Raw genomic sequence first — 19296 nt, 5'->3', positions numbered from 1 at the left:
TGACGTGTCCCTTTGATTTTCCTGCGATTGGGAGCGAGCTGACCTGGCTCATCGACACGGGATGTCGGAAGTGACTATCTACATTTGGAAGTCGAAGTATGGCGGGCTAGAGGTTACCGAGTGTCGACGTGTGTGAGCGCTTGAGAGCGAGAACGCGAAGCTGAAGCGGTTGTTGGCGGATGCGATGCTCGATTGGTTTGCCTCAAAGGACTTGGTGGCAAAGCAATTCTAGTGCTCGGCGGGAAGCGGGAAACTATGGTTCATCTTCAGGACCGCCATGAGATGAGCGAGCGGCGGGCGTGCCGGATCATTGGCGCTGATTGCAAGAGCATGTGCTACCGTTCCACGCCGGAGAATGACGCCGCGCTTCGTGAGAAGCTGCGCGAACTGGTCAACCAGCGTTGTCGGTTCGGCTATCGCCGTCTGCACATCCTGCTGCGCCGGGAGGGCGTGATGGTCAACCGCAAGAAGACCCAGTGCATCATCAGGAGGAAGGGCTGGCGACGCAGTCGCAAACGCGCTGTCGGGACCAAAGCGCCGGCTCCGATCCTGGCTCTGCCGAACCGGCGCTGGAACCTGGACTTTGTGCATGATCAGATGGCGTCTGGGCGCCGGTTCCGCGTGCCCAGTATCGCCGATGATATGCCTAGAAAGTGCCTGCGAGCGGTGCCGGATACATAGGGTCTCTAATCGCAGCGTCGTGCGCGAGCTGGCGGATCTGATCGCCGGGCGCGGCAAGCCTGGGATGATCGTCAGCGATAACGGTATCGAGCTGACCAGCAACGCGGTGCTGGCATGGTGCGGAAGATCAGCGTGGAATGGCATTACATCGCGCGAGGGAAGTCTGTGCAGAACGGCTTCTGCGAGAACTTCAATGGCCGCATGCGCGATGAACTGCTGAATGAGACGCTCTTCCTCACCCTTGCTCATGTCCGGCGCGAGATCGCGGCCTGAATCGAGGGTTACAACCGTGAGAGACCACACTCAGCGCTTGGCTACGCAACCCCGGCGGCGTTCGTCGCCAAACTGAATAAGCAATGAGCTGCGTCGCTACGCCCGACGGGCTCCGCCACGCAGCTCATTGCTTCAACCGCACCCATGCGCAACAAACCCGATCGACTCTAATCCCAGCTGGAGGAACGCTAGGGGTCATGTCACTTCCGTCAGGCGACGTGCAAGCGAATCGCCTGCTGTCCATTGTATTCAGGAACGAGCGTACAAAGGACTTCTAGTGCTTTACTGCGATTACCATTCTCTAGGGCAGTTTCCATCAGTTCGAGCTGTTGGAGCAAATCGGGCCAAGCAAGGCGTTCCTCCCGAGCACGCATAATGCGCGGATGGGACGTCGGGTGGACTGAGTCGCCGATTAAGAGCTCCTCGTAGAGCTTCTCACCTTTTCGAAGCCCGACTTCGCGAATTTCGATATCGCCTTCCGGATTTTCCGCATCACGGACGGTAAGGCCGGACAAATGGATCATGGTCCGAGCCATGTCATCAATGCGGATGGCCTTGCCCATATCAAGCAAGAAGACGTCTCCGCCTTCCGCCATCGCGCCGGCTTGGATCACGAGCTGGGCCGCTTCGGGAATTGTCATAAAATAACGTGTGACATCACGGTGTGTAAGTGTGACAGGTCCACCATCCTTAATCTGTCGCTGGAAGCGTGGCACGACTGAACCGCTTGAACCGAGCACATTGCCGAATCGAACCATAGCAAAGCGCGTAGTTCCATCTTCGGCTGCCAATCCCTGTAGGACGAGCTCGCAAACGCGCTTGCTAGCGCCCATGACATTTGTCGGGCGTACCGCTTTGTCGGTGCTGACAAGAATGAAGTTCTTAACCCCAAATTTTTTAGCCTCGAGCGCACACCTCAGAGTGCCGAAAATATTGTTAAGTAGGCCCGCGATTACGTTCTCTTCCACCAGTGGAACATGTTTGTAGGCCGCAGCGTGAAAAACTGTATCGGGTTTCCACCGTTCGAGCAGTCTGTGCACTGTCAGGCGATCCGTAATGTTTGCCAGTTCGGGGTGGATCGCAGTCGATGGATGGATGGTCCCAGCCTGCTGGGCCTCAAGCAACTCACTCTCGATGAGATAGAGTGCGTGTTCTGTCATTTCGACAAGAACGATCGCGTACGGCTTCAGTTTAGAAATTTGCCGGCACAACTCGCTTCCGATTGATCCCCCCGCTCCTGTGATCATGACCACCCGATCCGCGATGGTGCGATGGAGCAGGAGTTGATTGGGGGGTACGGGATCACGACCAAGAAGATCATTTATCTCGATTTCGCGTAGACTGTCGTAAGAAACAGTGCCGCCAACCAGATGGCTCAACGCCGGCAACGTGAGAACGTGAACAGGAATTCTAGAGAAACTACGAACGATCTGAGCGCGTTCCTGCCGCGATATGCGGGGAACAGCCAATAAAACTGTGTCGATGCCTAGCATTTTTACGAGTTTTTCGAGATCGTGTCTTCTATAGACCTTTACTCCGTCGATATGCTGGCCAGACAAGCGCGCATCGTCGTCGAGGTAGCCACACAAGATCATTCCCGGCTCATGCGCCAGTGAAAGCGCCAATTGCCGCCCCGCCGACCCGGCCCCAAAAATGAGGACCCTGTTTCGTGACCCGTCGAAGCTCCGTTGGTTGAGAATGTCGAAAAGTAGGTAGCGAGCAAACAAACGGCTAATTACGAGCAAAGCAGCGAAGACCAATGGTTGTAGAACTCCGATCGTACGTGGCGGGCCTGCAATTGTTTTGGTAAGAAAGAGGGTAGATAGCACGAACGCCATCAACATGCATGAGATTGCAATATTGATCATCGTACGCGAGCCGACAAATCGGGTTACCGAGTGGTAAATCCCCTTGAGAACGAAAATAGGTAGCCAAACGATTAGGCATAAGAGAGCAGTCTTTATTACAGCTGCACTCTCAAAGTCCCAGTAACCAAGTCGGAGGGAAAAAGCCACCCATACCGCTAGAGTGCAAAGCACAGCATCCATCGTAAGCAGTAATGCGAGCTTTCTAATTCGCCCTAGCGCAACTAATTGGCGAAGAAAATTAACAAGTCGAATTTCCAGTGGTACCCAAAACGTCATTACTTTATACCAATCTAGATTGCGGCGCCTTACATCCCGCGAGGTGCCAGCAAGGCCTGCACAAGAAATTCATTAATGGCCGTACGTCAATTCCGTTAAAATAATGCCACATGTATTATTCTGGGAGGTCGGGTTCCGCTGATATTTGTAGCACCTATGACGTTGGGTTACCGAGCAGTTGCTTATGAATAGGTCGGCCACGCTTGAGCCCTTGAGCGCACGGCGTGAGCCGGGTAGACAATAGCTGCGAACCGCAAACCTAGACTGTTCGCTCGGGGACAAACCCAACTGGCTTTCGAAGAGCGGTGTACACATTGATTCATGCGTTACTCCACCGGGCAGGAGGCTCTCGACGTGGAGCGTTCGTCGAGGCTGAAGTTGCTGCGAGTGTAACGCCAATGGGGCGGCGCACGACTCAACAAGATAGCGACCCTTAACGATCAAAATCACCGTGTCCGCCGGACGACCTAACACCGATTATCTCCGCATATAGATCTGAAATCATCATAAGAATTTCAGTTTCAGTGACCGACTTACGTGACTACACGGTCTCCCCGGCCGGCACCAAAGGCAGTCGCCAAGATCAGCTTTATATCATGTTTGAGATTCATACTTGTTAGATAGGTGGCGTCAAGCTTCGCAAGAAGGAGAGGTCTTGACATATCAACCCCAGAAACCTGCGAGATACCAGTGATGCCAGGGCGAATGTTATAAACACCAAGGGCATGCCGAGCTTCTATCAGCTCATTTTGCGAGGGCAGGCACGGGCGCGGCCCAACAAAGCTCATGTCGCCACGAACAATATTCCAAACCTGAGGTATTTCATCCAACTTGTAGCGCCGCAGAACTCTGCCAATCGGAGTTATTAATCCCGAATTAGTCATATGGCTTGCCAAATCTGGAGTGCCAGCGCGCATAGTCCGAAGTTTAAGGCAGGTAAAAAGTTTTTGGTTGCGACCCACTCTTGTCTGTCGGAATATGACAGGGCCGGGACTGCTTAAGCGAATGAGAACCGCAGAAACTAGCACCAGAAAAATCGCAAGTGGGGCGATTAATAGCGCAAAAAGCACATCAAAAAAACGCTTCACGGCCCATCTCTTTCATATCGCCCGCATATGTCGGTTGCCAGCCAACCTCTCGGAGTGGCGTATCTTCTACGACCAAATCGTCCAATAACTGACTCGCTAGATCACTTTTCTTTAGAGCATGCAAACAGCTTCTTAAAATTGTGGTGGGTACGCCAAACATTCTTGGGGGCATGTCCATTGCCTCTCGGCACTCAGCTATTAACCCGCTCAACGAATATTCGGCATCTTTCACATGAAATATCTTTTGTCGAGTATGGGCCATGCACAAAAAATGGATGGCTGAGCAAACGTTAGTGATCCCAACCATACTCCTCTGATTTTCGATCAATGAGAAAGGTAAGGGGGCCCCAGTTGCACATGCTCGCATTAAGGTTGCCAAACTTCCTTTGGCGCCAGGCCCATAGACGAGCGGCGGTCGGAGTATTACGACTTCGATGCCGCTTAATCCTAGAAGGGCGCGCTCTGCCGCCGCCTTAGATTCGCCATAATCAGTGGTGGGACTGTACGTCATCTTGGATGTAAGTGGTTGCCTTTTATGGCCAGCAACCACATTGATCGAAGAGACAAACACAAGGCGGCGCACGCTCAGTCGCCGGGCCTCGTCAGCTAGCCGAAGGGTGAAATCAAAATTGGCCTTCATCAACGCCGCTCGTGATGCACGTTGGTGCGCCAGTCCAGCGATATGAACGAGGGTTTCGCATTCGGGAAGGGGCGATCCCCTTGTTACGGCGACTGCGGTGTCTTCTGTGCCCGAGATAAAGTCGCAGAGATGGCTGCCCATAAACCCGGAACTTCCAGTGACGCCAATTTTCATGATTGTCGCGATAGCTGCTCAAATCCTTTCTCGCAACGGCTATGCACTCAGCAAAAGAGTCATCACGGCTTCGCTCTCGCTCGTTGCGTACAATATAGACGGAGTCCCAGCATGAATATGCGCCATGATCCCGGTCGGCGGAGTGGGCCTGAGCGCCCTCTGCGATGAAGTTTCCTAGGGGTCTGAGAGTGTATCGGTGAGCGCGTACGGCTGAGCTAGACAAAGCGTCCAGCGCAAACGCGTTTTCGTGGCTGGAAAGGTAATGCTCTCTCGTGGAAAAATTTCTGAATAAGCCATGAGACATTCAAGCTCCTTCATCGCTTCTGTGTCTGAAAGCGAGATTGGAAAGGCGCTGTTGAGTGTCAAGGTCTAGTGCTCGGTCGAAGAGATTCCCATAGAATCGGCAGTCTAACTTCCATCGCTACACATGAGACTTGGTGTCGGGAGCTATCTAGCCGGGGTATCGGAGGCGCGAATGCGCCGGATCGAGGCATATTTGGATAAGGGGTGTTTCCCAGCCGTATCGGCTGCAGTAGTAGTGTTTTCTAATGGCCAGGTGTCATGAAATCTGCGATAACTTGGGAAGACATCTGCTCATGCTGAGCAAAGGTCAGGTTGGCGCTTCCAGAACGCTGTACTGTTGCTCAACGCGCTTCACATAACCAAGACATTGCTCGGCGGCCAAGGCTATGGTGCCAACTTGTTCTGCCTGCTCCCGGTGGCCCGGGGATATCTTCCCGCATCCCTTCGAGAGCCAGTTAAAAACTGCGTGTCCCGCACGATCGCAGACCCTATGGTTAACGGCAGAGGGTCGAAAACGTGGTTGGCGAACTTAAAGACTGGCGTCGTATCGGCACTCGCCGACCGCGCGACGACCCCGCCATTTTCCCTTCATTGGTAGGCATTGAGACGCATACCCCAGACTTTCTGGCTGCTCGAACACCTTGTCAAAGTGTTCCGCTTGCTGGCAGCGTGCTAAAAAATGCGTCTTCGCGGTTGCGGAGAGGGCTTAACTCGCTATGGGGAGGCTCGCAACCGGACCAACGGGACGGTTGGAGTTTTCAATACGACATGGAGCAAACGTGGATCTATCCGGCAAACGTATACTCGTAACCGGTGCCGATGGTTTTATCGGCTCGCATCTGGTCGAGCATCTGGTCGGACTGGGTGCTGATGTACGGGCCTTCGTCTATTACAACAGCTTCAACAGCTGGGGCTGGCTCGATCATAGCGCACCGCAGGTCAAGCAGGCGATCGACGTATTCGCGGGAGATATCCGCGATCCGAACGGCGTGCGCACCGCGATGCGGGATTGCGATGTCGTAATGCATTTGGCGGCACTGATCGCGATTCCCTTCTCCTACCACTCGCCCGACAGTTATGTAGACACCAACGTCAAGGGCACACTAAACATCGTCCAGGCGGCGCGCGATCTCGGGGTCGAGCGTGTCGTCCACACCTCCACCAGTGAGGTCTACGGTACGGCGAAATTCGTCCCCATCACCGAAGAGCACCCCCTCCAGGGCCAGTCTCCCTATTCAGCGAGCAAGATCGGGGCGGATCAGATCGCGCAGAGCTTCTATTTATCTTTCGGCACCCCGGTGACGACGATCCGACCGTTCAACGCCTATGGACCGCGCCAGTCGGCGCGCGCGGTTATCCCTACGATTATCACCCAGATCGCCAATGGCGAGGACGAGATACGGCTGGGTGCGACGCATCCTACCCGCGACTTCAATTATGTTGCGGATACGGTCCGCGGTTTCTGTTCGGTGGCGCAATCGGAGCGCGCGCTGGGCGAAGTCGTCAACATCGGCAGCAATTACGAGATATCGATTGGCGAGACCGCGCAGCTGATTGCCGAGAAGATGGGCCGCGATATCCGGATTGTCAGCGACGACCATCGGCTGCGTCCCGAAAAGAGCGAGGTTGAGCGGCTCTGGGCTTCGAACGCCAAGGCCGCCGAGCTTGTGGGCTGGGCGCCTGAATACGGCACGCGCGACGGCTTTGGCCGCGGAATCGAGGAGACGATTGAGTGGTTCACTCATCCGGGCAATCTCGCGCAATACAAAGCCGAAGCCTACAATATCTGATGGGCCGCCCCTTTTAGGCACCGGCATGAGCGACACCGCCCAATCCATTCTCGAGACGGTTCGCCGGGTCATCGGCGAGCGGGACGGCTTTGTTCCGCTACACGAGCCAGAGTTTTCTGGCAACGAATCGGCCTATGTCGCCGATTGCATCGAAACTGGCTGGGTCTCGTCAGTCGGCGCATATGTCGACCGCTTCGAGCAGGATCTGGCGGCGTTCACCGGGGTCGGCCATGCGGTCGCCACCGTGAACGGGACCGCCGCGCTGCATGTTGCGCTGCTGCTCGCCGGAGTAAAGCCGGGCGACGAAGTGCTGATGCCGACGCTAACCTTCATCGCGACGGCGAATGCCACCTCCTATGCAGGCGCGAAGCCCCACTTCATCGACAGCGAGGCCCAGACACTCGCCGTCGATCCAGTCGCGCTCGAACGACACCTCGCCGCGACCTGCGAAATCCGCGACGGCTCATGCCAAAATCGCGAGACCGGAGCGCGAATCGCCGCGCTGATTGTGATGCATGCCTTCGGCCACCCAGCGCAGCTCGACGAACTCGTAGCACTGTCCGAGCGCTGGCGTATCCCGTTGGTTGAAGACGCGGCGGAATCGCTTGGCTCAAGCTACAAAGGCAAGCATACGGGCCAGTTCGGGACGATCGCGGCGCTCAGCTTCAACGGCAACAAGGTCATGACGACAGGTGGGGGGGGGGCAATCCTTACCAATGATCCGGCGCTCGCCAAACGGGCCAAGCATCTCACCACCACGGCCCGCGTGCCCCATCGGTGGAACTTCGTTCACGACGAGATCGGCTTCAATTATCGCCTGCCAAACCTCAACGCGGCGCTCGGCTGCGCGCAGCTGGAACGGGTGCCCGAAATGCTCGCGCGCAAACGGCTTCTGGCCCGGCGCTACGAAACGGCATTCGCGCCGCTCCAAGGGGTGCGCTTCGTGACTGAGCCGAAGAGCAGTTCGAGCAATTACTGGCTGTGCACGCTTCTGCTCGACCGGAGGGATGCGAGGCTCCACGAAGAGGTGCTCGAGACTCTAAACGATGCCGATCTGATGGCGCGGCCAGTATGGACACTGATCCATCGGCTCGCCATGTTCGCACATTGTCCGCGTGCCGATCTGGCCTGCGCTGAAGATCTTGCCGCGCGAATCGTCAACATTCCCAGCAGCCCGAATCTAGTCGGCCCCCCCGGAGGCGTGCGATGACCTTGGCGCTGATCCCTGCGCGTGGCGGATCTAAGGGTATCCTGCGCAAGAATATACGCCAACTTGCGGGCAAGCCCCTGATCGCATGGACCATACAGGCCGCTCTCGCCGTCAAGGGCATCGAACGGGTGGTGGTCTCTACCGAGGACGAGGAAATCGCCGCGGTGGCGCGCGAATGGGGCGCCGAAACCCCATTCCTTCGCCCTGCCGAGCTGGCCACCGATACGGCACCTGGGATTGCCCCCGTCCTTCATGCGATCGATGAGCTTCCGGAGCACGAGGATTTGATTTTGCTGCAGGCAACTTCGCCTTTGCGCAGCGCTGCGCAAATCGTCGAATTGCTCGCCTTCGCGCGCGCGCGCGGTGCGCGTTCGGTAGTCTCGGTGCGTGAGGTCGACGACCACCCGTTTTGGATGCTACGACGCAGCCCGGACGGCGCGCTCGATCGCTACGACAGGACCGCTGAGGCCACTCGTCGGCAGGACTTGTCCGAACTGTATACCCTCAATGGTGCAATGTACTGGAACACGAGAGATTATCTTATTCGCACGAAGGCACTGGTGACGGACGACACCTTGGGCTTCGTGATGGATGCCCAAAGCTCAATCGATATCGACACGATGCTGGACTGGCGGATCGCAGAGCTGTTGCTGACCGCTCCGGAGGAAAGGACTGGATGAATGATCTCTTCATCCTCGGCACCGGTGGTCACGCGCGCGATGTCGCAGACATCGCGCGCGCGTTGGACTTTCGCCCCATTCTCGTAGCGCGCGACGAAGATGAGCGTTCGACCTGTAGGAAGACCTACGATGTCGTTTTGGAGGCCGAGGCGCTTTCTTGGAAAGGTGCGCAATTCGCCATCGGCATCGGAGATAACCGAACGCGGGCCGCCGTCGCGAAGCGAATGGCCGGCCAGCACAGCTTCCCGGTACTAATCCATCCCGACACCAGCATCGGCCTATCGAGCCGGAAAGCTGTGCTCGATAGTAGCGGAACTGTACTGTTTCCCGGAGTGCGCGTGATGGGGCACTGCAGCTTCGGCGCGTTTTGTACACTCAACCTCAACACCACAGTTTCGCACGACTGCCATATCGGCGATTTTGCAAATCTTTCACCGGGGGCGAACCTTGCGGGTAACGTCCACATCGGAGAAGGGGTGTGGATCGGCATGGGTGTCACGGTAAACCAAGGCTCCGCGACCGAGCCGCGCAGGATCGGTGCGTGGTCGACGATTGGCTCGGGTGCAGCTGTCATACGTGATGTGCCCCCTGGCGTCACGCAAGTCGGCGTTCCGGCAGAGGAGAAAGTGTGATGACCTTGATAATCGCTGAAGCCGGCGTGAATCACAACGGAGACATGGGAATGGCCCGTGAGCTCGTTGCAATCGCGGCCGAAGCAGGTGCCGACATGGTTAAATTCCAGACCTTCTCCGCCTGCGAGATAGCCACTGGCGCTGCGCCCAAGGCCGGGTACCAGCTGACGACAACCGGCGCCGAGCAAACCCAGCAGGAAATGCTAGCGATGCTTGAGCTTTCGCGGGACGATCATGACGTATTACTGCGCGCCTGCGAGGAAGCGGGAATCGCTTTCTTTTCAACGGGGTTCGACGAAGGGGCCATCGATCTCCTAATCGAGTTAGGGGTAGACCGTATCAAGGTTCCTTCTGGCGAGATTACCAACCTTCCCCTACTGCGCCACATGGCGGCCAAAGGGCTTCCTATCATACTGTCGACCGGCATGGCCAACCTTGGCGAGATCGAAGCGGCGGTAAACGCTTTGGAGAGAGGCGGGATTTCGCGCAATCGCATAACGATCCTCCATTGTAATACAGAATACCCCACGCCGATGAGCGAGGTGAATTTGATGGCAATGTCGAACATCGGCGCTGCCTTTGGCACAGCATACGGTTATTCCGACCATACCAAGGGGATTGAAGTTTCGATTGCTGCGGTGGCTCTGGGCGCCAGCGTTATCGAGAAGCATTTTACGTTGGATCGAAGCCTGCCGGGACCGGACCATGCCGCGAGTCTCGAACCCGCAGAGCTAGCGCAGATGGTCAGAGCGATCCGCAACATTGAACAAGCCCTTGCCGGCGATGGCATCAAACGCCCCTCGGGCAGCGAGGCGGGGAACCGCGCCATCGTTCGTAAATCGATCGTCGCGAGCCGCGATATCGCTGCAGGCGAGCTATTCAGCCCAACCAATCTTGGCACCAAGCGGCCCGGCAACGGCATATCGCCTATGCGTTGGGACGAGTTGATCGGTTGTCCGGCTCCACGCGCCTTCGCTGCCGACGAACTGGTTAATCTGTTGGCGACCAAAAGCGGAGAGGACGTATGAACGAAGACACTATCCGGGCCTTCTTTATCGGGTGTGTTAAATCGAGCGACGTAGCGCTGGAAACCCTTATCGCCGATCCAAAAGTTGATCTGCGGGGCGTTCTGACCTTGCGGGGCAGCAAGTTCAATGCGGATTTCGTGAATATTGCCGGAAGGGCGGAGGCGGCTCGCGTACCGGTGCATTACGCCGAGGAACTGGACAAGACTGCGCTCCCCGACCTTCTTCGAGAAGCCGACGTGCAAGTCATGTTCGTTATCGGATGGTCGAAGTTGATTTCTCAAGATGTGCTCGATGTTCCAGCCATCGGGACCGTCGGCTTTCATCCGGCAGAATTGCCCGCAAATCGCGGACGACATCCGCTGATCTGGGCGCTTGCGCTCGATCTGAAACAAACCTCTTCGACTTTCTTTCTGATGGACGAAGGTGCCGATAGCGGCCCGATCCTCAGCCAAGTTCCGCTAGCTATCTCCTCGGACGATGACGCCGCAAGCCTTTACAAAAAGGTGTTGAACGCTGTTCCGGGGCAATTGCGGACGATCGTGACAGACATCGTCAGCGGCACATTGGATCCGCAGCCACAGGACGAGACGAAGGCGACCTATTGGCGCAAGCGCGGGCCGGCCGACGGCCTGATAGACTGGCGCATGCCCGCCTCCAGTATCCGCAATCTTGTTCGTGCTCTTGCCCGCCCCTACAGCGGCGCGGAGTTCCAGCTTGGAGAAAACCATGTAAAGCTTTGGCGCTGCGCGGAATTCGACGGGGAAGTGCCGAAAAATGCGGAGCCGGGGAAGGTGCTTGACGCCGGGCCGGATGGTCCCGTTATCAAGGCGGGCATCGGGGCGGTAAGATTGATCGAAACCTCCGACATGCCATCCCTGAATGAAGGAAATTATCTGTGAAACGCCATCTCGTGATCGCTCCGCATCCCGATGACGAGACGCTGGGATGCGGCGGGACGCTGCTGCGTTCCCGAGCCGCAGGCAACCTGACCTATTGGCTCATAGTGACAGGTATTTCCTCCAACACCGGTTTCAGCGCAGAGCGCGTCGAGCAACGCGAGAGCGAGATTCGCCACGTCGCCGAAGCCTATGGCTTCGCCGAAACTATCCGGTTGAATATCCCCACCTCAACGCTTGACCACCAACCTCTTCGCGTCATCATCGGAGGGATAGCAGAGGCGGTCAAACGGCTTGAACCGACAGATGTCTATCTCCCGTATCGGCGCGATGCTCATTCGGACCATGCCGCCGTTTTCGATGCCGGTATTACCACCGCAAAATGGTTTCGCTACAGCTCTGTTCAGCGGACCTACGCATACGAGACCCAGTCCGAAACAGACTTCGACATGTCGCCTGACTCGCCAGGGTTCAGACCCAATGTTTTTGTCGATATATCCGACCATATAGACGAGAAGATTCGTATCGCGGAAATGTTCGTCGGGGAAATCGGAGAACATCCCTTTCCGCGCAGCGCACGAGGAATCCGTGCTATGGCTACCGTAAGAGGGGCAGCGTGTGGTTTCGATGCTGCCGAAGCCTTCATGCTGCTGCGGGAACGGGTCGGGGGCGCCGCAAGATGAAGAAAGTCAGCGTCGTAACCGGCACCCGAGCCGAATACGGACTGCTTCGCTGGGTGATCGATGGATTGCATCATTCGCAAACCTGCGATTTACAGATTGTGGCCACTGGGATGCATCTGGCACCCGAATTTGGATCTACCTGGAAGGCGATCAAGGCGGACGGTTACCCTATCGCCCGAAAGGTAGAAATGCTCCTGAGCTCGGACAGCCCCGTCGGCATTTCCAAGTCAATGGGTCTTGGAATGGCTGGGTTCGCCGACGCGTTGCACGACCTAAACCCGGACCTTGTTGTCATATTGGGCGACCGCTTCGAGATGCTATCGGTCGCTGCGGCCACGATGATCGCAAATATACCGATTGCACATCTGCATGGCGGGGAACTTACCGAAGGCCTCTACGACGACCCAATCCGCCACGCGATCACCAAGATGTCCTATCTGCATTTCACGGCAGCTGAGCCCTATCGCCAGCGCGTAATTCAGATGGGCGAGGATCCAAGCCGCGTCTGGAATGTCGGCGGTCTGGGGATCGATAGTATAGTCAAGATTCCGCGGATGGAACGTAGCGAACTGGAGAGTTCGTTGGGTTTCACCTTGGGTCAGCGCAACCTGCTGGTCACGTTCCATCCCGAAACGAACACAGGCAATTCTGTCGCGGCGCAGATGAACGAGTTGCTTTGCGCACTACAGCAAACGGACGCGAGCCTAATCTTTACCATGCCTAACGCCGATACCGGCGGGCGAACGCTGTTCGATCAAATTTCGAAATTCGTTGCAGCGAATCCCGATCGCGCTTGTGCGCATGTTTCGCTTGGTCAGAGACGATACCTCTCATTGCTCGCTCTGGTCGATGGCGTCGTCGGAAACTCGTCCAGCGGACTGATCGAAGCACCTGCGTTGCAGGTTCCGACGCTAAACATTGGCGCACGGCAGCAGGGTCGCCTGCGCGCCGACAGTGTGATCGACTGCGGCGCCGAACGGGGTGCGATTTCTACTGGTCTGGAACGTATCTTCAGCCCCGACTTCCGCAAGTCGCTACCGCAAGTGGTAAACCCATACGGCGATGGTGGCGCTTCGGTTCGGATCGTCGAAGCAATTGAGCGATGGACGCCCGACCGAGTGAGTAAGCGCTTTTACGACCTTGCCATATCGCCTGATAAAGTCAGGACGCAAACAGAAGAGGCGTCCTGAAATGAGCGTCAACAATTGGCGGAATGCGCTGCTCGGAAGCGAAGCGACGATAGGCGATGCAATTCACTCGCTCAATCGCTCTGCTCTTCAGATCGCGCTGGTGATTGATGGTGGTGACAGACTGATCGGAACGATCACTGATGGCGACGTGCGCCGCGGGATGTTGCGGGGGTACTCGCTGAACACATCTGTTCGCGAAGTCTTGCATCACGATCCGTTGGTGGTACCACCGGACGTCACCCGAGAGGTGGTGCGCGCCATCATGTCCGCCAACCGGATCCAACAGCTGCCGATTGTGGGCGCGGACCGAAATGTCTTGGGCCTTCATTTGTGGGACGAATTTCCCGGGCCCGTGCCTCGCGCCAATCTGATGGTCGTGATGGCCGGCGGCAAAGGCACGAGGCTACGCCCCTTGACCGAGAATTGCCCCAAGCCGATGCTTCCCGTCGCCGGCAAGCCGATTCTCGAGCATATCGTTGAGCGGGCGAAACGAGCAGGGATCGAGCGCTTCGTATTCTCGATTCACTACTTGGGCCATATGATCGAAGATTATTTTGGCGATGGCGCCGCTTGGGGCGTCGAGATCGGGTATCTGCGCGAAGAAAGGCCGTTGGGCACAGGAGGCGCGCTAAGCCTCTTACAAGACCGCCCGACTGCTCCCTTTCTAGTAACCAATGGCGATGTGATGACCGAAGTCGGCTATGGCGATCTGGTTGACTACCACATGGTACATGGTGCTGCCGCCACGATGGCGGTGCGCAATCACGAGCTGAAAAACCCGTTTGGTGTAGTCCATACCAATGGTCTCGACATTACCGGGTTCGAAGAGAAGCCAATCGTGAACAGCCACGTCAACGCCGGGATCTACGTGATTGACCCTTCGGCGCTCGACTGTCTGGAGCAAGGCGAACATTGCGACATGCCAACTTTGTTCGGGCGTTTACGTGATCAATCTCGACGGACGATCGTCTTCCCGCTTCACGAGCAATGGCTTGATGTTGGACGACCAGACGACCTCAATCGAGCAAGGTTAATTAGCCATTAAGCCTTATCCATGCTGCGTTTGATGTGCAGGCCGTCGTATGATGCGTGATCAGCAAAACCGTAGTAGCCAACAAACGAGCTATGCACATAGCGGGCAGACGACTGGCAAGAGGTGTCAAGCATTCGGCGTCTACCGCAGATGCCTGCGGCGAATGCGAGTATCCGGCCGAATTCAGAACATCGACGATGATTTACAACCGGTCCAACCTATGAGCGCAGCGCATCCATTGGTCGAAATTGCTCTATGTAATTGTCGGCGCTGGGGTCGTGGCTCGCGGCACGGCGATAGTCAGCGCCAATGACGGCGCCTAGCCAATACTGTTCGGCAGAAAAAGGAGGCGTCCAGTTTGCCTGAACAGGCGCTAATGCTGAAGCGGCGCCGTCGAAATGCACGCTCCACAAATGTTCGTTACTGTAAACTTGCACTAATGCTGATACAAAAACGGAAACGGCAAAGGTGGTATGCATTAACCCGCCACGGATACAACGGCATCCCAGTCGGACTAAGAACGGGAGGCTATCGCCCGGCACCAACTATCAATATACGATTAGGGAAAATAGGCTTCGAACCAGGTCCGGCTCGACATGCCGCGAACCCGAACGCCAACCTCGACCGGACAACTGGAACAGCCATAAAACGTACCTTCAAAGCCCATCTACCTCAATCGCGCTCCTATTCGCTGAATGCATCTGAACCAGATCCCCATGAGACCCTGAAACCTCTTGAAAGCCTAGTCCTAAATCCATCGCACCTTGTAGAACCTCATTGAAATAGAGTGAGATTAATTTTCAAACGGTTGAAAAGTCGCTGGTTGACGCTATGGACGCCATGAAGGCACGTCCTAACAAATTAAGACTTCTTCCAATCCATCGCCAATGGTACCTCAAAGCATGTCATTACGCCCCACAGTTAGGCGCGCAGCCGATCCATCTTACGCGCACGTTGGACTGTCATCGCCGCAGCAATTAGTCGCCTCAGCGAGAAATAGATTTGCGCGGGAGTCATTCTACTTAAAGATATTTCTGTGGTATTGCGCCATATTTTATTTCGTGCCGTTTGCCCTTTTTATATTCTTGGGAAACCCCCTCGAAGCTTCCTTCGCGCCAGCGCCTAACTATGCTATTGCCTTAGCTTATATTGTCTTTTCTTTGTATTGGTTCGCGTTCGTAGTAAAAATAACGCCAGTAAAATTTCGTGCCGTTCCATACTATATATCTAGCATGGTTTTTGGGCCTTATTCGGCTCTTGTACTGGCACTGTCTTTCCTCTCTATTAGTTTGTGGTCTTATGTGGCGCTGGGGTTTCAATTCAGGCAAACTGGTGACGCTTTGAGCGAGGTCGGATTATTGGGTTTCTTACTCGTATTCGGCAAAGTGCTAATGGGCACTTCAATTATCGTTAACTATCGACTTGTAAAGGAAGGGAAAAGCCCCTCAATAAGAAGTGCGGCCCTTTTACTGATTGCTATCGGATTTATGGTGAACGCTCAAAGTGCGGTAGACATACTTTTCTCATTCACCGCTTACGTTGCCGCTTCCCACATAATTCGGAGAAAAATTAATCTCACGGGTAAGCTAATTCAGTCTGCAAGCTTAATTGTGCTCCCTTTTCTGGTGGTTGCGATCTTTTTCGTCGGTAAATCGAATAAGGTGGGAGTCGAGGAGGCGCTGTATATTGTAAGCGATGCCAAGTTATTTTTCGCGGCGTTTTTGCATAGATATAGTTACGCATTGTATAGTACGGCTGCTAATATCGAAGAGAACTTTTTCAACTTTGGTCTTGCCCTATCAGCATTGAAAGAAGTTGCTTCGATTTTTCAGTTTCGACTTTATTCTGCGATTGGTCTGGCGGCTGAGCGTCCCGAGCTAGGTTCCATTGCCAGGATGAATTTCTTTGTGCTGTCCCACTTCTATCAGGATCGGATCGGTGTATCCCCTTCTATGCTTGGATCGGTTTTTTACTTTCCAGGAGCTGGATTTGCGATATTATACTATGTGTTTTTCATTAGATTTATATACGATTTATTTTGGAGAATCATGGGCACGAAGATGAACAATTGGTTGTTCACCATCCTTGCGGTGCTTCTTTCGGCCACCGCCGTTGATGCTTTTCTCGATAGCATCAATCCATTGAGCAACGGTTTCGCGCGCATCGTGACGCTATACTTAGGTGCAAGCTTTATTGGCCACGCTCTCAGTTTTGGAGTTGACCATGCTAAGGGTGGTTCGGGGCGAAGCAAATTCAGCAACTCAATTGTTCGGAGCTAGTTCGTATGCGGATATGGCTTACGCAGAGGGCGGAACCTACTCCGGTCGATGGAGCGAAACGCAGGCTAATGCGTACGGGGCTGATGGCGGAATATTTCTTGTCGGAGGGCTGGGATGTTCAGTGGTGGACGAGTGATTTCGATCATTACGAAGCCAGGGTTCGGGGTTTCGGGACGCAAGCGGTCGATGTGCGGCCTCGTTATAAGATCCAGTACCTTGAAAGTCGCGGTTATTCTAACACTAGATCTATAAAACGCTTGTGGAGCGACGCAGAGATCGCCCTTAAGTTTGCGCGAGAAGCCCGGGCTGCGAGGGATCTGCCCGACGTAATTATCGCGTCGATGCCATCTATCGATTTAGCTTTTGAATCAGTGCGGTTCGGCCGAGAGCTGGGCGTGCCCGTCGTAATTGATATTCGTGATTTGCATCCAGATATTTTTGTAGATACCGCGGCGTTTCTTCTTAAGCCGATAGTTCGTGTAGCGACACTTCCAATGCGCTTAAAATTAGCCGCTGCACTTCGTGGCGCTAGTGCAATTTGGGGTAACACAGACGCCTTTATTGATTGGGGCTGTCGAGTGGCTCGCCGTGATCGTGGCCCTGATGACGCTACGTTCCCCATAGCATATGAGCCTATTGTATTGAATGAACGAGACGAGGTGCGGGCAAACGCTATTTGGGATACCAAAAACGTATTCTGTCCGACCCAATTCAATATCGTTTTTTTTGGTGCCCTTTCGCAGAGTTTCGACTTCGAGCCTGTCTTTGACGCCGCCAAACGATTAGATGCTCTCAATACCAATCATCGATTCTATTTTTTCGGCCGAGGAATTCAAGAGCCGGCCGTTGAGAGGCATTGTAACGGCTCCTCCAATTCTTGTTTTTTGGGATGGGCTCATGCGAAGGAATTGCAAACGGCCATGGCGCGCTCACATATTGGGCTGGCCCCGTATCATTCGATTCCAAATTACATTAGTAATTTACCGAACAAGCCGGCTGAATACCTTAGCGGTGGCCTAGGTATTGCAACGTCGCTTCAGACGGGGAGCCTTTGCGAAGTTCTTAATGCAAATGGCGCCGGGTTTAGCTATTCATCGGGGGCTGAGCTAGCGGACAAGCTGGCTAATTTGGATAACGACCGAGTAGCGTTAGCGAAGATGCAATTGGCTGCGCGAAGTACCTTCGCAGCACGTTTTGATCGTCAAATAATATCTCGTGGAATGGTCAATGCTGTTCAACAGCTCATTAATCGTGGTTTGGATCGCTAAATTTATATTGCCGCTGAATTCACCTGCAAAAAATTGGTTCTTGGGGTATGTAGGGTTTAGATATCTTTGATGGGGTACGCAGTGATGCTAATTGAGAGTGGAAACTTCCTCTCGATTGCTGAGCCATTATTGGATGTGAATAAGCAATGACATGACCCCTAGCGTTCCTCCAGCTGGGATTAGAGTCGATCGGGTTTGTTGCGCATGGGTGCGGTTGAAGCAATGAGCTGCGTGGCGGAGCCCGTCGGGCGTAGCGACGCAGCTCATTGCTTATTCAGTTTGGCGACGAACGCCGCCGGGGTTGCGTAGCCAAGCGCTGAGTGTGGTCTCTCACGGTTGTAACCCTCGATTCAGGCCGCGATCTCGCGCCGGACATGAGCAAGGGTGAGGAAGAGCGTCTCATTCAGCAGTTCATCGCGCATGCGGCCATTGAAGTTCTCGCAGAAGCCGTTCTGCACAGACTTCCCTCGCGCGATGTAATGCCATTCCACGCTGATCTTCCGCACCATGCCAGCACCGCGTTGCTGGTCAGCTCGATACCGTTATCGCTGACGATCATCCCAGGCTTGCCGCGCCCGGCGATCAGATCCGCCAGCTCGCGCACGACGCTGCGATTAGAGACCCTATGTATCCGGCACCGCTCGCAGGCACTTTCTAGGCATATCATCGGCGATACTGGGCACGCGGAACCGGCGCCCAGACGCCATCTGATCATGCACAAAGTCCAGGTTCCAGCGCCGGTTCGGCAGAGCCAGGATCGGAGCCGGCGCTTTGGTCCCGACAGCGCGTTTGCGACTGCGTCGCCAGCCCTTCCTCCTGATGATGCACTGGGTCTTCTTGCGGTTGACCATCACGCCCTCCCGGCGCAGCAGGATGTGCAGACGGCGATAGCCGAACCGACAACGCTGGTTGACCAGTTCGCGCAGCTTCTCACGAAGCGCGGCGTCATTCTCCGGCGTGGAACGGTAGCACATGCTCTTGCAATCAGCGCCAATGATCCGGCACGCCCGCCGCTCGCTCATCTCATGGCGGTCCTGAAGATGAACCATAGTTTCCCGCTTCCCGCCGAGCACTAGAATTGCTTTGCCACCAAGTCCTTTGAGGCAAACCAATCGAGCATCGCATCCGCCAACAACCGCTTCAGCTTCGCGTTCTCGCTCTCAAGCGCTCACACACGTCGACACTCGGTAACCTCTAGCCCGCCATACTTCGACTTCCAAATGTAGATAGTCACTTCCGACATCCCGTGTCGATGAGCCAGGTCAGCTCGCTCCCAATCGCAGGAAAATCAAAGGGACACGTCA

General features: G+C 55.2%; 15 protein-coding genes and 2 pseudogenes. 12 read left to right on the top strand and 5 right to left on the bottom strand.

Annotated elements, in window-relative coordinates; genetic code table 11:
* Positions 1 to 37 precede the first annotated feature (37 nt).
* Positions 38 to 1125 (top strand): annotated as a pseudogene (locus tag GRI55_RS14230) (IS3 family transposase); the annotation flags it as partial.
* 38 nt (positions 1126 to 1163) lie between these two features.
* Here GRI55_RS14230 and GRI55_RS14220 read toward each other — a convergent pair.
* The 3 genes from GRI55_RS14220 to GRI55_RS14210 form a co-directional block, all read right to left on the bottom strand.
* The gene (locus GRI55_RS14220) at positions 1164 to 2822 is read right to left on the bottom strand and encodes a polysaccharide biosynthesis protein (protein ID WP_237452567.1); all 1659 of its coding nucleotides are present in this window, start codon (positions 2820 to 2822) and stop codon (positions 1164 to 1166) included.
* Between the two features lie 809 nt (positions 2823 to 3631).
* On the bottom strand, positions 3632 to 4186 hold the full coding sequence (locus GRI55_RS14215; RefSeq protein WP_160767597.1) for a sugar transferase: 555 nt from the start codon (positions 4184 to 4186) through the stop codon (positions 3632 to 3634).
* Positions 4170 to 5000: an NAD-dependent epimerase/dehydratase family protein gene (locus tag GRI55_RS14210; protein ID WP_160767596.1), complete on the bottom strand. Its 831-nt coding sequence runs from the start codon at positions 4998 to 5000 to the stop codon at positions 4170 to 4172. The genes GRI55_RS14215 and GRI55_RS14210 overlap by 17 nt, the downstream gene beginning before the upstream one ends.
* 1082 nt (positions 5001 to 6082) lie before the next feature.
* Between GRI55_RS14210 and GRI55_RS14205 the strand changes: the two genes are divergently transcribed.
* From GRI55_RS14205 to GRI55_RS14165, 9 genes are read left to right on the top strand one after another with little or no spacing between them, the layout of a single operon-like run.
* Entirely contained in the window at positions 6083 to 7093 is a 1011-nt protein-coding gene (locus tag GRI55_RS14205) for an NAD-dependent 4,6-dehydratase LegB (RefSeq protein WP_160767595.1), read from the top strand.
* Between the two features lie 25 nt (positions 7094 to 7118).
* A complete protein-coding gene (locus tag GRI55_RS14200; protein ID WP_160767594.1) occupies positions 7119 to 8303 on the top strand; it encodes a LegC family aminotransferase in 1185 nt (394 codons plus the stop codon).
* On the top strand, positions 8300 to 8983 hold the full coding sequence (locus tag GRI55_RS14195; protein ID WP_160767593.1) for an acylneuraminate cytidylyltransferase family protein: 684 nt from the start codon (positions 8300 to 8302) through the stop codon (positions 8981 to 8983). The genes GRI55_RS14200 and GRI55_RS14195 overlap by 4 nt, the downstream gene beginning before the upstream one ends.
* The gene (locus GRI55_RS14190; RefSeq protein ID WP_160767592.1) at positions 8980 to 9615 is read left to right on the top strand and encodes a PglD-related sugar-binding protein; all 636 of its coding nucleotides are present in this window, start codon (positions 8980 to 8982) and stop codon (positions 9613 to 9615) included. The genes GRI55_RS14195 and GRI55_RS14190 overlap by 4 nt, the downstream gene beginning before the upstream one ends.
* Positions 9615 to 10643 carry an N-acetylneuraminate synthase gene (gene neuB, locus GRI55_RS14185; RefSeq protein WP_202392525.1) on the top strand — a complete coding sequence of 343 codons (1029 nt, stop codon included), beginning with the start codon at positions 9615 to 9617 and terminating at the stop codon, positions 10641 to 10643. Before GRI55_RS14190 ends, neuB begins: the two co-directional genes overlap by 1 nt.
* Positions 10640 to 11542, top strand: a complete 903-nt coding sequence (locus GRI55_RS14180) for a methionyl-tRNA formyltransferase (protein ID WP_160767590.1) — start codon at positions 10640 to 10642, stop codon at positions 11540 to 11542. The genes neuB and GRI55_RS14180 overlap by 4 nt, the downstream gene beginning before the upstream one ends.
* Positions 11539 to 12222, top strand: a complete 684-nt coding sequence (locus GRI55_RS14175; protein ID WP_160767589.1) for a PIG-L deacetylase family protein — start codon at positions 11539 to 11541, stop codon at positions 12220 to 12222. The genes GRI55_RS14180 and GRI55_RS14175 overlap by 4 nt, the downstream gene beginning before the upstream one ends.
* Entirely contained in the window at positions 12219 to 13412 is a 1194-nt protein-coding gene (gene neuC, locus GRI55_RS14170) for a UDP-N-acetylglucosamine 2-epimerase (RefSeq protein WP_160767588.1), read from the top strand. The genes GRI55_RS14175 and neuC overlap by 4 nt, the downstream gene beginning before the upstream one ends.
* 1 nt (position 13413) lies before the next feature.
* On the top strand, positions 13414 to 14457 hold the full coding sequence (locus GRI55_RS14165; RefSeq protein WP_160767587.1) for a nucleotidyltransferase family protein: 1044 nt from the start codon (positions 13414 to 13416) through the stop codon (positions 14455 to 14457).
* 206 nt (positions 14458 to 14663) lie between these two features.
* On the opposite strand, the gene GRI55_RS14160 is transcribed toward GRI55_RS14165, so the two are convergent.
* Entirely contained in the window at positions 14664 to 14924 is a 261-nt protein-coding gene (locus GRI55_RS14160) for a hypothetical protein (protein WP_160767586.1), read from the bottom strand.
* A 423-nt stretch (positions 14925 to 15347) separates the two neighbouring features.
* Here GRI55_RS14160 and GRI55_RS14155 point away from each other — a divergent pair, with 423 nt between their 5' ends.
* Entirely contained in the window at positions 15348 to 16724 is a 1377-nt protein-coding gene (locus GRI55_RS14155) for a hypothetical protein (RefSeq protein WP_160767585.1), read from the top strand.
* 83 nt (positions 16725 to 16807) lie between these two features.
* Positions 16808 to 17992, top strand: coding sequence for a glycosyltransferase family protein (locus tag GRI55_RS14150; protein ID WP_160767584.1), 1185 nt, complete (start codon positions 16808 to 16810; stop codon positions 17990 to 17992).
* Between the two features lie 179 nt (positions 17993 to 18171).
* Here the strand turns inward: GRI55_RS14150 and GRI55_RS14140 are convergent.
* Positions 18172 to 19259: pseudogene (locus tag GRI55_RS14140) on the bottom strand (IS3 family transposase); the annotation flags it as partial.
* Positions 19260 to 19296 lie beyond the last annotated feature (37 nt).

It is taken from the genome of Qipengyuania citrea, from assembly GCF_009828015.1.
Taxonomy (GTDB): Bacteria; Pseudomonadota; Alphaproteobacteria; order Sphingomonadales; family Sphingomonadaceae; genus Qipengyuania; species Qipengyuania citrea.
This window is presented reverse-complemented; position numbering and strand designations above follow the sequence as displayed.

Excerpts from the sequence above, each read along its gene's own strand:
- GRI55_RS14180 (WP_160767590.1), top strand. The coding sequence starts at position 10,640 with ATGAACGAAGACACTATCCGGGCCTTCTTTATCGGGTGTGTTAAATCG.
- neuB (WP_202392525.1), top strand. The coding sequence starts at position 9,615 with ATGACCTTGATAATCGCTGAAGCCGGCGTGAATCACAACGGAGACATG.
- GRI55_RS14165 (WP_160767587.1), top strand. The coding sequence starts at position 13,414 with ATGAGCGTCAACAATTGGCGGAATGCGCTGCTCGGAAGCGAAGCGACG.
- GRI55_RS14160 (WP_160767586.1), bottom strand. The coding sequence starts at position 14,924 with ATGCATACCACCTTTGCCGTTTCCGTTTTTGTATCAGCATTAGTGCAA.
- GRI55_RS14195 (WP_160767593.1), top strand. The coding sequence starts at position 8,300 with ATGACCTTGGCGCTGATCCCTGCGCGTGGCGGATCTAAGGGTATCCTG.
- neuC (WP_160767588.1), top strand. The coding sequence starts at position 12,219 with ATGAAGAAAGTCAGCGTCGTAACCGGCACCCGAGCCGAATACGGACTG.
- GRI55_RS14155 (WP_160767585.1), top strand. The coding sequence starts at position 15,348 with ATGTCATTACGCCCCACAGTTAGGCGCGCAGCCGATCCATCTTACGCG.
- GRI55_RS14150 (WP_160767584.1), top strand. The coding sequence starts at position 16,808 with ATGGCGGAATATTTCTTGTCGGAGGGCTGGGATGTTCAGTGGTGGACG.
- GRI55_RS14220 (WP_237452567.1), bottom strand. The coding sequence starts at position 2,822 with ATGATCAATATTGCAATCTCATGCATGTTGATGGCGTTCGTGCTATCT.
- GRI55_RS14190 (WP_160767592.1), top strand. The coding sequence starts at position 8,980 with ATGAATGATCTCTTCATCCTCGGCACCGGTGGTCACGCGCGCGATGTC.
- GRI55_RS14210 (WP_160767596.1), bottom strand. The coding sequence starts at position 5,000 with ATGAAAATTGGCGTCACTGGAAGTTCCGGGTTTATGGGCAGCCATCTC.
- GRI55_RS14200 (WP_160767594.1), top strand. The coding sequence starts at position 7,119 with ATGAGCGACACCGCCCAATCCATTCTCGAGACGGTTCGCCGGGTCATC.